Annotated in this window: 13 protein-coding genes; 11 read left to right on the top strand and 2 right to left on the bottom strand. The window is 60.6% G+C overall.

What is annotated here, in order from left to right:
- The first annotated feature begins 1 nt into the window (after window position 1).
- The 4 genes from K0F85_RS04655 to K0F85_RS04640 all read left to right on the top strand — a co-directional run bounded on the left by K0F85_RS04655 (window position 2) and on the right by K0F85_RS04640 (window position 3731).
- Window positions 2–328, top strand: a complete 327-nt coding sequence (locus K0F85_RS04655) for a hypothetical protein (protein ID WP_219114750.1) — start codon at window positions 2–4, stop codon at window positions 326–328.
- 136 nt (window positions 329–464) lie between these two features.
- Window positions 465–1103, top strand: coding sequence for a guanylate kinase (gene gmk / locus K0F85_RS04650; protein ID WP_219114749.1), 639 nt, complete (start codon window positions 465–467; stop codon window positions 1101–1103).
- Window positions 1104–1162: 59 nt separating this feature from the next.
- Window positions 1163–1366 carry a DNA-directed RNA polymerase subunit omega gene (gene rpoZ / locus K0F85_RS04645; protein WP_010400723.1) on the top strand — a complete coding sequence of 68 codons (204 nt, stop codon included), beginning with the start codon at window positions 1163–1165 and terminating at the stop codon, window positions 1364–1366.
- Window positions 1367–1448: 82 nt separating this feature from the next.
- Entirely contained in the window at window positions 1449–3731 is a 2283-nt protein-coding gene (locus K0F85_RS04640) for a bifunctional (p)ppGpp synthetase/guanosine-3',5'-bis(diphosphate) 3'-pyrophosphohydrolase (protein ID WP_219114748.1), read from the top strand.
- Window positions 3732–3828: 97 nt separating this feature from the next.
- Here the strand turns inward: K0F85_RS04640 and K0F85_RS04635 are convergent, their stop codons facing one another.
- Window positions 3829–4437, bottom strand: a complete 609-nt coding sequence (locus K0F85_RS04635; RefSeq protein WP_219114747.1) for a transposase — start codon at window positions 4435–4437, stop codon at window positions 3829–3831.
- Window positions 4438–4507: 70 nt separating this feature from the next.
- Window positions 4508–5074, bottom strand: coding sequence for a transcription elongation factor GreB (gene greB / locus K0F85_RS04630; RefSeq protein WP_219114746.1), 567 nt, complete (start codon window positions 5072–5074; stop codon window positions 4508–4510).
- A gap of 115 nt (window positions 5075–5189) precedes the next feature.
- Here greB and K0F85_RS04625 point away from each other — a divergent pair, with 115 nt between their 5' ends.
- From K0F85_RS04625 to fliD, 7 genes are all read left to right on the top strand, one after another.
- Complete coding sequence (locus K0F85_RS04625; protein WP_219114745.1) at window positions 5190–5777, top strand: hypothetical protein; 588 nt, start codon at window positions 5190–5192, stop codon at window positions 5775–5777.
- A gap of 17 nt (window positions 5778–5794) precedes the next feature.
- Complete coding sequence (locus K0F85_RS04620) at window positions 5795–7252, top strand: histidine kinase (protein ID WP_257572524.1); 1458 nt, start codon at window positions 5795–5797, stop codon at window positions 7250–7252.
- 226 nt (window positions 7253–7478) lie between these two features.
- A complete protein-coding gene (locus K0F85_RS04615) occupies window positions 7479–8126 on the top strand; it encodes a response regulator transcription factor (protein WP_034753998.1) in 648 nt (215 codons plus the stop codon).
- A 201-nt stretch (window positions 8127–8327) separates the two neighbouring features.
- Complete coding sequence (locus K0F85_RS04610; protein ID WP_219115005.1) at window positions 8328–9902, top strand: GGDEF domain-containing protein; 1575 nt, start codon at window positions 8328–8330, stop codon at window positions 9900–9902.
- A 337-nt stretch (window positions 9903–10239) separates the two neighbouring features.
- On the top strand, window positions 10240–11730 hold the full coding sequence (locus K0F85_RS04605) for a flagellin (RefSeq protein WP_219114744.1): 1491 nt from the start codon (window positions 10240–10242) through the stop codon (window positions 11728–11730).
- A gap of 84 nt (window positions 11731–11814) precedes the next feature.
- Window positions 11815–12186, top strand: coding sequence for a flagellar protein FlaG (locus K0F85_RS04600; RefSeq protein WP_219114743.1), 372 nt, complete (start codon window positions 11815–11817; stop codon window positions 12184–12186).
- Window positions 12187–12414: 228 nt separating this feature from the next.
- Window positions 12415–14111 (top strand): flagellar filament capping protein FliD (fliD, locus tag K0F85_RS28590; protein WP_257572523.1); only part of this gene is annotated, 1697 nt, incomplete at its 3' end.

The raw sequence follows: 14111 nt of genomic DNA, 5'->3' as shown, positions 1-14111 counted from the left end.
GATGGCCACGCCACGCCCATGGATACTCGCCAGCGCCGCCCTGGCGCTGCTGGCAGCAGGCGCGCAAGCGCAAACGGCGCAGCAGCCATCGCCGTACGCGATCGAAAGCTGCGCCTCCGGCTGCTTCGTGCTCAAGGAGCGCGGCGCCGCCATCTACACGGGCGCCGATCCTGCCTCTTATCGCATCTGCTCGCGCAGCAGCCTGGGCGCGGAAGTGTCCGTCGACACCACCGTCGTGCGCCTGAGTAACCGCGACTGCACCGATGTGAATGGCCGGGCCATCATCCTGAATGCGGGTGAAATCGCCGTGGGCCGGCTGCCCCGCTGAGGCGGCTCCGGACAGTTTGTTTTTTGTCATGCCGCCGGCAGGGACTGGCTCAGCGCCTTGCCTCTTGGTAAAATACCGGATTGGGCGCCGCCTGCGCAGGCATCGGCGCCGACAACACGATTATTGAAAGATCCGCATGAGCCACCCTACCGCCTTCTCCGGCAGCCTGTTCGTGGTCGCCGCGCCATCGGGCGCCGGCAAATCGACACTGGTCAATGCATTGCTGGCGCAAGAGCCCGGCATCAAATTGTCGATCTCGACCACCACGCGCGCACCGCGTCCGGGCGAGCAGCATGGCCGCGAGTATTACTTCACGACAGCGGCAGACTTTGTCGCGCGCGCCGACCAGGGCGAATTCCTGGAATGGGCGGAAGTGCATGGCAATTACTATGGCACCTCGCGCATCATGGTGGAACAGCAAATGCTGGCCGGTACCGATATTTTGCTGGAAATCGACTGGCAGGGCGCGCGCCAGGTCCGCAAGCAATTCCCCCGCGCGGCCGGCATTTTCATCCTGCCGCCGTCAATCGATGCACTGGAAGAACGCCTGAACAAGCGCGGCCAGGACGAGCCGCACGTGATCACGCGCCGCCTGCTGGCGGCCGGTGGCGAAATCGCACACGCTCCCGAGTTCGAGTATGTTATTATCAATGAAGAGTTTACGGTCGCTTTGTCCGAACTGAGCGCGATCGTGAGAGCGGCCCGTTGCCGGTTTGCGCAACAAGCGGCCCGCAACGCATCGCTATTCGCCCAGCTGGGCCTGCACGCAGAGTAATCAGTCTGCACGCCAGTTCACACAGCGCCACGCACCACGCATAAAATTGAGGAGTTACTATGGCCCGTATCACAATCGAAGATTGCCTGAAACAGATCCCTAACCGTTTCCAGCTGACCCTGGCTGCGACTTATCGCGCACGTCAGTTGTTGCAAGGCCACACCCCAAAGGTGGAAGCCAAGGACAAGCCTACCGTTGTCGCACTGCGCGAAATCGCTGCCGGTAAAGTCGGTATCGAAATGCTGAAAAAGGTCCCGATGTAAGTGGGAACCCGCGTGCCGGAACAGTGCTGACCCCTGGTTCTACCGTATCCATTATTCACACTGTGAAGCAACGCGACGTTTTATGAGTCTGACCCCAGCCGACACGACTTCCGCAGCACTGCCGCCCCTGGCCTCGCGCCAGGCGGCAAAATCGCAGGGCGCTTCCGCGCCCGGCACCGGCACGTCCGCCAGCAACATCCCCGCAGTACCGCCTGCGCCTGCATTGGGCGTAGCCTCCGTCAGTCACCTGGCCGACAAGCTGGCAGAATACCTGTCTCCCGCCGACCTGAAAAAAGTCAAGGAAGCCTACCGCTTCTCCGACGAAATGCACCTGGGCCAGATGCGCCGCTCGGGCGAGCCCTATATTTCGCATCCGATTGCCGTTGCGGAAATCTGCGCCGAGTGGAAGCTCGACGCGCAAGCCATCATGGCGGCCCTGCTGCATGACGTGATGGAAGACCAGGACGTCAAGAAGGATGAATTGATCGAGCGTTTCGGCGCGCCCGTGGCGCACCTGGTCGACGGCCTGTCGAAACTGGAAAAAATCGAATTCCAGACCCAGATCGAAGCGCAGGCGGAAAACTTCCGCAAGATGCTGCTGGCCATGGCGTCCGACGTGCGCGTGATCCTGATCAAGCTGGCCGACCGCCTGCACAATATGCGCACCCTGGACTTCATGACGGCGGCAAAAAAGCGCCGCATCGCCAGCGAGACCATGGAAGTGTACGTGCCGATCGCACACCGCCTCGGCCTGAACAATATTTACCACGAGCTGCAAGACCTGTCGTTCTCGCACCTGTACCCGATGCGCTACCGCACCCTGGCGAAAGCCGTCAAGGCGGCGCGCGGCAACCGGCGCGAAGTGGTCAACAAGATCATGGAAGCGGTGAAAAGCACCCTGTCCATGGCCGAACTCGAGGCCGACGTCACGGGCCGCGAAAAGACCCTGTACGACATCTATAAAAAGATGCGCAGCAAGCATTTGTCATTCTCGCAAGTGCTGGACGTATACGGCTTCCGCGTGGTGGTGGGCAGTTTTGCCGACTGTTACGTCACCCTGGGCACCCTGCACAGCCTGTACAAGCCGATGCCGGGCAAGTTCAAGGATTACATCGCGATTCGCAAGCTGAACGGCTACCAGTCGCTGCACACGACCGTCATCGGCCCGTACGGCACGCCCGTCGAATTCCAGATCCGCACGCAGGAAATGCACCGCACGGCAGAATCCGGCGTGGCGGCGCATTGGCTGTACAAGAGCGGCGAATCGAACCCGTCCGACCTGCAGCAGCGCACGCATGCGTGGCTGCAATCCTTGCTCGACATCCAGCAACAGACGGGCGACTCGGCCGAATTCCTCGAACACGTCAAGGTCGACCTGTTCCCCGATTCCGTCTACGTATTTACGCCGAAGTCGAAGATCATCGCCCTGCCGCGCGGCGCCACGGCCATCGATTTCGCCTACTCGATCCACACGGGCATCGGCGACCAGACCGTGGCCGTGAAGATCAACAACGAAACCTCGCCCTTGCGCACCGAGTTGCACAATGGCGACATCGTGGAAATCATCACCGATTCCTCGTCGCGCCCCAGCCCGACGTGGCTATCGTTCGTACGCACAGGCAAGGCCCGTTCGGCCATCCGCCACCATTTGCGCACGATCAACCTGCCTGAATCGATCGCCCTGGGCCAGCAATTGCTGTCGCAGGCGCTGCAAACCCTGAACATCGACGCCGACCTGCCGCTGCCGCTGGTCGAACGCCTGCTCAACGAATCGAGCGCCAATTCCATGGACGAGCTGTACGCGGACATCGGCATCGGCAAGCGCATGGCCACCCTGGTGGCACGCCACATCTTCGGCTTGATCGGCGGCGAAGCGGCCAGCATGCCGGTGGAACACAATAGCGGCGGCGAACTCGACCCCGTCACCATCTGCGGCACCGAAGGCGTGTCCGTGCAGCTGGCGCCCTGCTGTTTGCCGATTCCCGGCGACCAGATCATCGGCCAGCTGCGCCGCGACCAGGGCTTGCTCGTGCACACGAGCGACTGCTCGCAAGCCAAGCGCCAGCGCGCCAAGGAACCGGACCGCTGGATCGCCGTACGCTGGGGAACCGAACTGAACCGCCGCTTCGACTGCCGCATCAAGGTACTGATCAACAGCGAGCGGGGCATCCTCGCCCGCGTAGCCGCCGAAATCGGCGAATCCGACGCCAACATCATCTATGTGGGCATGGACGAAGACAAGGACAACGTCCTCGACCAGCTACGCTTCACCGTGCAAGTCAAGGACCGCGTCCACCTGGCCGCCCTGCTGCGCAATGTGCGCCGGGTCGCCGGGGTCAACCGCATCTTGCGCGAACGCAACTAAAATTAGTGGCAAAGGGCTGGGGTCAGACCCGTCGGGTCTGACCCCGGTTTTCCGCTGCGGACTGCCGGCTCAGTTCAGCAACTCGCCGTAAAAACACTTAGTCGCCTACCGCAAATTCACCGTTGACTGCTTCTCGCAGTTGTCCGATGCAGCGCTCCCCCAATTCATCCTGAAATAACGATTGGTATATTTTTTGCCGTTCAAACCCATCATTTCCAAGCATCAAATACAAGGAATGCGGAGACAGCAAATCATCATGCATACCCTGCGCATTGCTCCGATAGCTGGACCAGCAATATTGCCCAGGTAATGCCACGATACCCGCCCTGACAGGATTGAGTTCGATATAGCGCTGGCAAATCAATAAATAACGTTCGCCCTGCACCAAACAAGATTTGTAGCGACCTTCCCACAAGCTACCGGTGCGGCCATAACGCCAGTTGAAATATTGCCCATAACGCTGGTTCAGCATTTTCATCAGCGACGACAGGGAGGCTGTGCTTTGTGTAGAGAGCAAGAGATGCACATGATTGCTCATCACCACATACGCATGCAGATAGCATGGTGCAAGCGCTAAACAACTACGCAGATAGTCAACATAGCGCTGCTTATCCTGCCCATCAAGAAAGCATGCTTGACGGTTCACTCCACGCTGCACCACATGCAGCGGAACACCGGGCAAGACAAGCCGAAGGCGGCGGGGCATGGCACCTCCTGACACCGACTAAATGATCAGTGTACCCGCGCCTGCCTCAGGCACCCTGCGTCAACGCAAACTATCCCTCACCCGGCGCCGGATACGTCACTTCCAGCAATTCCAGTTCCTGCTCGCCCAACGGCGTGGTGAGGGTGATCACGTCGCCTTCGCGCGCCTTGGTGATGGTGCGGGCCATGGGCGAGACCCAGCTGATCTTGCCGTTCAGGGGATCGAATTCATCGATGCCGACGATGGTGATGGTGTGCGTTTCACCGTCGCTGGTGCGATAGCTGACCGTGGCGCCGAAAAACACCTGGTCGTTGCCATGGTGCACGCTGGGGTCGACGATGGCGGCCAGATCCATGCGCTTGGTGAGGAAGCGGATGCGGCGGTCGATCTCGCGCAGGCGCCGCTTGCCGTAGATATAGTCGCCATTTTCCGAACGGTCGCCATTCGAGGCCGCCCAATGGACGATGCGCACCACTTCAGGACGGTCGACGTCGATCAGTTGCAGCAGCTCTTCCTTGATGCGCTGGTAACCGGCCGGCGTGATGTAGTTCTTCGCGCCGGGGGGAATCGCCAGCGCCAGCGCAGCCGCTTCTTCATCGTCGTCGTTGTCGGATTCTTTTACAAAGGCTTTATTCATCTGCCTATTGTAGCCCCGCCTGAGAGCCGCAGGCACACCGGATGCGGGGGCAAACGGGCTTTTTTGACGTATCATCGGGGCAATCGCGGCAAACCGGCGCCGCACACGGAAACGGATGAAAAAATTCTACAGAGTCAGGCGCTGGCTGTTCGCGCCGCTGGTCTACCTGGCCGCCATCTTCCTGCTGATCGAGGAATGGCTGTGGGCGACGGGTGCGCGCATCATGCAGGTGATCGCGCAATTTCCGCCCCTGCATGCGCTCGAAGCGTGGATCAAGCGCCTGCCGCCGTACTGGGCGCTGGCCGTCTTCGTGCTGCCCGCCGTGCTACTGTTTCCCGTCAAGCTGCTGGCCCTGCTGGCCATCGCGCGCGGCCACGCGTTTTCCGGCATCGGCGTGATCATCATTGCCAAGCTGGGCGGGGCGGCAGCCGTGGCCCGCCTGTACAGCCTGACGCGCCCCACCCTGCTCAGTTTGCCATGGTTTGCGCGCTGGCATGGCTTCTTCATGGAAACCAAGGACCGCTGGATCGCCCGCCTGCGTGCCACGCGTCCATGGCGCCGTGTCAGCCGCCTGTCGTCCGCGCTGGGCCGCGCCCGCCGCGCCTGGTGGCAGCGCTTGCGCAAGGGCACGCCAGGGCGCCATAATTCCCGCCCAGCAAGAGTGCTGCGCCGCTTCGCCGCCTTCTGGCGCGCCCGCCGCTGATGAAAAAAGGCCATTCCATGCACGACACTCCCCGGCTGGCGCCCGCCATGCGCGCGGCAGCGCCGGAAATCTACCTGTACGACGCGGCCAGCTTGCAATTGCTGGACGCCAACGATGCCGCCTGCGACAACTTGCAGTACACGCGACAGGAATTGCTGGCGATGACGCCCTTCACTTTGGCGCCGCAACTCGACGCGCAGCAACTGGCCGCCGTGCTGGCGACATTGGACGACAGCATAGGCGCGCAAGCCCGGCTGCATGTACAGCAGCGGCGCCGCGATGGCAGCCTGTATTCGCTCAGCCTGCACCTGTCGCGCGCCAGTCGCCGGGGGCGCGCCCTGCTCCTGGCCGAAGGCGAAGACTTGCACACGCCGCAGGCGACGGCCGCCGCCCTGGCGCAGGTGCAGTCGCGCTTCAACGCCATCGTCTCGAATACGCCGGGCCTGGTGTACCAGTTCTGTCTGCATGCTGATGGCCGCGCCGCCTTCCCCTACCTGAGCGATGGTTGCCAGGCCCTGCTGGGTTTGGCTCCGGCGCAGCTGCACGCGCGCCCGGAACTGTTTTACCAGTTGATCCTGGCAGACGACCGCGCCGCGTATCTCGAATCGATGCAGGCCTCAAAAAACGCCTTGTGGAGTTGGAACTGGGAAGGCCGCATCTGGATCGATGCCTGGAAGGATGTGAAATGGATCAACTTGCGCTCCACGCCGCGCGCGCTGGCCGACGGCACGGTGCAGTGGGAAGGCATCATGACGAATATCACGGAAAGCCGGCTCGAACAGATCGAAGTGCGCCAGTCGCGCGCCCGCCTGGCCGAGCTGACTGCGCACATCGACAAGGTCAAGGAACATGAACGCACGCGTCTGGCGCGCGAATTGCACGATGACCTGGGCGGCAATTTGACGGCGATCAAGATGGCGCTGGCCATGCTGGCGCGCCGCTTGCCGCCGGACGACCCGCAGCTGCAAGAAAAGGCTGACTATGTCGATGCCCTGGTCGACCGCAGCATCGACGCCGTGCACCGCATTTCGCTGGACTTGCGCCCCTCCATGCTGGACCTGGGCCTGGTTGCCGCGCTGGACTGGCAAGTCAAGGAGTTCGCGCGCCAGGCCGGCATCGAATGCCAGTTCATTTCAAACTGTCAGCACATCGATCTGGAGCTGGACCAGGCAACCAGCCTGTTCCGCATCGCCCAGGAAGCGCTGACGAATATCGCCAAGCATGCGCAGGCGAGCAAGGTCACCGTGCGCCTGGCCCGACAGCGCCAGCATATCAGCCTGTCGATCGCCGACAATGGCGTCGGCATGCGCCTGTCCGACCGCGCCAAGCCGCAATCGTTCGGCATCCGCGGCATGGCCGAACGCGCCAGTGCGCTGGGCGGCACCCTGAGCCTGATGGACGGGCCGGACGGCGGCACTATCCTGAGCATAAAAATCCGGCTAAGCAATCCTCAAGAAATTATTGTTAATTTATGAAGAACAGAACCGTATGCGATGCAAGGCGCCCACTGCTAGCAGTGGGCAACGCCTCAGAGCGCCGGTTATGGAAGTCAGAAATAACAATAATTTACTGGGGGTTACTTCAGCACGCCGCGAGAGGCGATAATAGCGGCTGCAGCCAGCGCACCAGCGCAAAGCGGTCCGGCGTAAGGCCACAGGGTCGCCGCAGGGCGCTGGGATTCAGATAGGAAACAACGCAGTCATGAAAGAAAAAGCCACCATCCGGGTATTCATCGCCGACGATCATGCGATCGTGCGCGAAGGCTTGAAGCAAATCCTCGCCGATACAAAAGACATCATCGTGGCTGGCGAGGCTGAAAATGGCCACGATGCCATCAAACTGTTCCGTGGCTCGAAATGCCAGGTGTTGCTGCTCGACATCTCCCTGCCCGACCGCAGCGGCATCGAGGTGCTCAAGCAGATCAAGAAGGAAAAGCCGGAACTGGCCGTGCTGATGCTCTCCATGCACCGTGAGGACCAGTACGCCATCCGTTCGCTCAAGGCGGGCGCCGCCGGCTACCTGACGAAGCAGAGCGCGCCGCGCGAACTGGTCACGGCCATCCGCCAGGTGGCGCAGGGATTAAAATATATCAGCGCCTCGCTGGCGCAGGAACTGGCCAACACGGTGGGCGAAGACCACGAAACGGCCTTGCACGACACCCTCTCGGACCGCGAATACCAGACCCTGGTCATGATCGCCTCGGGCAAGGCGGTGGGCGCCATCGCCGAAGAGCTCAAATTGTCCGTGAAAACCGTCAGCGAATACCGCGCCCGCTTGCTGGTCAAGATGAAACTCAAGAACAGCGCCGAACTGACGCATTACGCCATCCGCAACCAGCTGGTGGATTGACGGCAAAGCGGCATGCCCGCTGGCATCGGGCGAATTGACAGGACTTTTCCTTGCTTCTCGCACAATAAGTTCTTTGCCAACTCGCCTATCATGGGGATAATGAGAAATATCTGAAAAGGCTGTGCCTACATGTCCAGTAAATTGCCATCCTCACCAGCAAGCGCGCCCGCTGGCACCACGACTACCGCCGCCACTGCGGCGATGAATCCGGCCGATATCGCCCGCGAGGCGTTTCGCCGCCTGGCCACGCGCCGCATCGCCCCGACGCCCAGCGCCTATCGCGACATCTACAATGAAATCGCCGGCATCAGCGAACCGGCGGAGACGCCAGGTGCACCTGCCGCAGTGCTGGCCGCCAGCGCCAATGTGGATGAGAGTGGCGCGGAAAACGTCCTGACGCAGTTTGCCGCCAAGATGAGCGAATCGGCGGGCGAACTGGGCGACTTTGGCCGGCGTTTCCAGCGCGCCCTGAAAGCGCGCGACTGGGACAGCTATGCGCGCACCCTGGCGCAACTGGCGGAAAAACAGGTCAAGAAAGGCGGCGGTATCGAATTGCCGCCCCTGCCGGACGGCGAACAGACGCGCACCCTGCGCGAATTGCTTAGCCGCACCCTGGGCTTCGCCGTCGCCACCTTGCTGACGGGCACGCCCGCGCTGGTGGAAGAGGCGGAATCGCTGGGCGCGGCCATCAAGCTGGCCCACACGGAAGATGCGCTGAACGAAGCGGCGATGCGCCTGAAGCAGCTGTGTTACCAGATTGAATTGAAAAGCGGCGACACGGCCGAGCAGCAGGAATTGCTGCTGCGCCTGTTCAAGTTGCTACTCGATAACGTCAGCCAATTGCTCGACGACGACAGCTGGCTGCGCGGCCAGGTCGATGCCGTGCAAAACCTGATCGCCGGCCCGCTCGACCAGCGCGCGCTGGAAGACGCCACGCGCAGCCTGAAAGAAGTCATCTACAAGCAAGGCCAGCTCAAGCACAGCCTGTCCGACGTCAAGCTGACAGTCAAGAACATGATGATGACCTTCATCGACCGCCTGGGGCAAGTGGCGGCCAGCACGGGCGACTTCCATGAAAAGATTGGCGGCTATTCGGAAAAGATCAGCCAGGCGGAAAATATCAGCGAACTGAACAGCGTTCTCGACGAAGTCTTGCGCGAAACGCGCATGGTGCAGACCGAGGCCTTGCGCGCACGCGACAACATGGTGCTGGCGCGCCAGGAAGTGCAGGATGCGGAACAGCGCATCCACACGCTGGAAGCGAAGCTCCAGCATATGAGTGAACTGGTGCGGGAAGACCAGCTGACGGGCAGCCTAAACCGACGCGGCCTGGACGATGTGTTCGAGCGCGAGACGGCCCGCTCCGATCGCCGCGGCACGCCGCTGTGCATCGCCATGCTGGACCTGGACGATTTCAAGCGCCTGAACGACACCTACGGCCACCTGGCCGGCGATGCCGCCTTGAAACACCTGGTGAAGATCGTCAAGGAAACCCTGCGCTCGATGGATGTCATCGCCCGCTTCGGCGGCGAGGAATTCCTCATCCTGCTGCCGGAAACCACGGTCGAGGCCGCCTCGTCGACGATGACACGCTTGCAGCGCGAACTGACCCGGCATTTCTTCCTGCACGACAACGAAAAAGTCTTGATCACCTTTTCCGCCGGCGTGGCCCTGCGCCTGCCCAACGAAGATCAGGCCGAACTGGTCAAGCGCGCCGACCGCGCCATGTACCAGGCCAAGCAGACGGGCAAGAACCGGGTGGTAGTGGCGGACTGAGCCTTGCCGCTGCGCCATTGCCGTCCCGCCACCCGGCCGGACGGCATTTTTATTTGCAAAACAACAATATTTTCCTCCGCCCAGTCCTCCGTGAGCCTGCGCGCGATAGGAAAATAAAACTATTTTTACCCTCAAGTTTCTCTAAATCATGTCGTCTAGCGCGCGGCCAGCGACAAACTGAAGGGCTAAAAATTAAAATTTAAAGCACTTTCCGCCATAAATTTTCCCGCAGAGCAACCGTTACCCTAAACAACAGCGGCTTGATTGTCCCGGAACAGCGGGGCAGGCCAAAGTGAATAGCACATAGCGCAATGTAGTATCTGTCTGGAGAATTATCATGGCTGCAGTAATTAACACCAACATCGCTTCCCTGAACTCGCAACGCAATCTGTCGACCTCGCAGTCGGCCCTGACCACCTCGCTGCAACGTCTGTCTTCCGGTATGCGCATCAACAGCGCCAAGGATGACGCTGCTGGCCTGGCGATTTCCGACCGTATGACGTCGCAAATCCGCGGCATGACGCAAGCGACCCGCAATGCAAACGACGGCGTCTCGCTGGCGCAAACGGCCGAGGGCGCATTGTCCACCTCGGGTGACATCCTGCAACGCATCCGCGAACTGGCCGTGCAATCGTCGAACTCGACCAACACCGCCAGTGACCGCCAAGCCTTGCAAACAGAGGTCGGCCAACTCGGTTCGGAACTGAACCGCGTCGCCCAAACCACCCAGTTCAATGGTCAGAATTTGCTCGACGGCACCATGGGCACCGCCAACTTCCAGGTCGGTGCGAACGCCAACCAATTGATCTCGGCCAGCGGCGCCAACTTCCTGACCAACACCTATGGCGACAACCGCGTAGAAAACGATGCTGTAGCCGTTATCGCTACCTCAAACGTGACTGCCGGCTCGGTCAAGGTGGACGGTTCGCTGGGTAGCGCGACAATTACCACAGCGACCACCGACACGGCGAAATCGATCGCGGCCAACGTCAACAAGGCAACGGCGACCACCGGCGTCACGGCAACGGCAAAAACCGATTTGTCGCTCAAGTTGGGTGCCTCGGAGTCGTATTCGTTCACGATCGCCTCGGACAATACGGCAGCAAACGCCACTACCGTTTCCTTCTCCATGGGCGCCGGCACCACGGCTAGCGATTATGCATCAGGCATCAATGCAATCAATGCCCAGACGTCCAAAACGGGTGTTACGGCACAGTATGACGCCACGAATAGCGGCATCAAATTGACCAATGCCTCTGGCAATGATATCAATCTGGTCAATACAAAAGCTACGAACAACACGGTATTCACCGCATCGACCTATAAAGTCGACACGCCAACAGTGAAAGACGCGCTGACGACCTCGTTCACAGGACTGAACGTGGCAAACGCCACGGCAGTCGCAAACGGCCGCCTGACGTTCGACTCGGAAAAAAGCTACCAAGTCACGGACACCACGTCGGGCCTGTTGCCTGCAGGTACAGGTGGCACCAAGGGCGCATCCGTGTTGAAAGACGTGGCATCGTTGGATGTGACAACCTTCGACGGCGCGCAACTGGCCCTGAAAATCGCCGACGCCGCGCTCGCTTCGGTGAACAGCCAACGCGCGCAGTACGGTGCTTTGCAATCGCGCTTCAGCTCGGCGATCTCCAACTTGCAATCGACCACGGAAAACCTGTCCGCCTCGCGTAGCCGCATCGTCGATACCGACTTTGCATCGGAAACGGCCAACATGACCCGCGGCCAGATCCTGCAACAAGCTGGTACGGCCATGCTGGCGCAAGCGAACTCGCTGCCAAACGGCGTCCTGAGCCTGCTGCGCGGCTAATCTCCGATTAGTCAGGCAACAGCGTAGGACTCTGATTCCCCTGCCGGATTTTTTCGGCAGGGGAATTTTCACTAGGAGAGCACCATGACTATCGACACACTGGCGGCCGCCTCTGCGGCGAGGATAGACAAGAGTTATGTGTCTGCGGATACTTCGGCAGCACGCCCGGCAACGCCACGCAGCGCCACAGAAGGCGGCACGGTTGCGCCACAGCAAGCTAGCGATGAGCCCAGCCGGGAGCAGTTGAATAAGGCAGTATCGGAGCTGAATCAGTCCTCGAAAATGAAAACGCAAGGCATTGAGTTTTCCATCGATGAAGACAGCCAGCGCACGGTCGTCAAGGTCATCGACCAGGAAACCAAGGAAGTACTGCGCCAGATACCCACCAAGGAAGCCCTGGAATTGGCCAAGGCATTTGACTCGGTCAAAGGCTCCCTGATCAGTCAAAGGGCATAGCGATGGCATTGCTCACGAACGTGCAGTATCGTGACAGTATGCATCGGCATGACCACGGGGCCCGATAGCCTGGCTATCCGGCCCGTTTTTCATTGCAACTCAAGCAACACCCCCTGCCTCTTCCCCGATTTTTTGCTCCCGCTGAAAACAGCGCGGTAATTCCCCCTCTCAAGTCTTGATTGATTCTGCCGATAACAGCTTATATTAGCGTTTTCCTAGGAGCATTCAGTGGCCATCACACCTACACTATCATCCGTTGGCATCGGCGCCGGCGCCAGCGGCCTGGACGTTGGCGCCATCATCGACAAGCTGATGACGGCTGAAGCGGCGCCCCTGGATACCTTTGACAAAAAAACGGCATCCTACCAGGCCAAGCTCAGCGCACTGGGTACGCTGAGCGGCGCCGTCAGCACCTTCCAGGGCTCGCTGTCGGCGCTGACCAATTCAAACAACTTCCGCGCTGTCAGCGCCACGCCGTCCGATCTGCTGGTTCTCTCGGCAAGCGCCGGCGCCAAAGCTGTGGCCGGCAGCTACAACATCAACGTTTCACAGCTGGCCCAGGCGCAGACGCTGACGTCGGCCGGTATGGCAAGCAAGCTGTCGACCATCGGCAGTGGCGCCAAGACCACGGTTTCCTTCCAGCTAGGCTCGCTCGCTGGAGGCACCTTCGGCGTAACGGGCACGACACTGAGCGGCAGCACCCTGCTCACGGGTATAAGCAACGGCTCCTTGAACATCAACGGCACGGCCATTCCGACGGATGCCAGCACCAAGAGCGCGCGTGCACTGGCAGAAGCCATCAATGCCAAGAGCAGCACTACAGGCGTAACCGCCACGGCCCAGCCAACGGTCAGCAACGCCACCATGTTCAGCGGTTTCGGCAATATCGCCACCGGCGCGGACGGCACCTATTCGCTGTCGGTCGGCGGCATCGAGATCGTTACCCAGGGTAACGGCGTCGCCGCAGGCGGCGGCATCACTGCCGCCTCGCTCGATACGACGCTGGCAGGCCCGAATGCCATCTCGAATGCGCTGGCTGCGGCAAATATTACCGTCACCGGCAAGGCCGCCGACGGCAACTTGCAATTCACGCGTGCCGATGGCTCCAACCTCGGCATCGAAGAAGTGGTCACAGGCAGCGTCATGGGTGGGATCGGACACGCCGCCAATGCCGTCAATGATGGTTCGAATGTCACGCTTGCCAGTTCGATCACCCTGGCCTCGGGCAACGCCAGCCCCATCACCGTCGCGGGCAGCAATCCTGCGGCAACCGGGCTGACCGCAGGCACGGGCGGCAGCTACATGAACACAGGCTTCACCCAGGATGGCACGCAGGCAACAGGTTCGGTGGTGATCGACGCCACCAACAATAGTTTGCAAGGCATCCGCGACGCCATCAATAATGCCGGCCTGGGCGTCACCGCCAGTATCGTTTCCGACGGCACAGACAAACCATATCACCTGGTGCTCAGTTCAACCAAGACGGGCGCCAATTCGGCCATGAAAATTTCGCTGAGCGGCAGCGATGGTCAGCCAGCCGACAGCGCCTTGAACGATCTGCTGTCCTACGATGCTTCCGGCACGCAAAACCTCAAGCAAAACAGCGCCGCGCAAAACACCAATTTCAGCGTCAACGGCATTGCCATCACCAGCAGCTCGAACAGCGTCGATTCGGCCATCGAAGGCGTCACCTTGAGCATTACAAAGATAGGTAATTCCAGTTTATCGGTAGCCAAGGATACAACAACGGTCAAGACCAGCATCACCGCCTTCGTCAAGGCCTACAATGATCTGAACACCTCGATTGGCAAGATGACGGCCTTCAACCCCGAAACCAAGAAGGGTGGCGTCTTGCTGGGGGACTCGACTGTTCAATCGATCCAGAGCCAGTTGCGCAGACAACTGGGCGCACCGATTACCGGCTT

The organism is Janthinobacterium sp. UMAB-56 (assembly GCF_900095265.1).
Classification (GTDB): Bacteria; Pseudomonadota; Gammaproteobacteria; order Burkholderiales; family Burkholderiaceae_D; genus Janthinobacterium.
The sequence above is the reverse complement of the archived record's forward strand: the minus strand, read 5'-3'. Positions and strand labels throughout refer to the sequence as shown.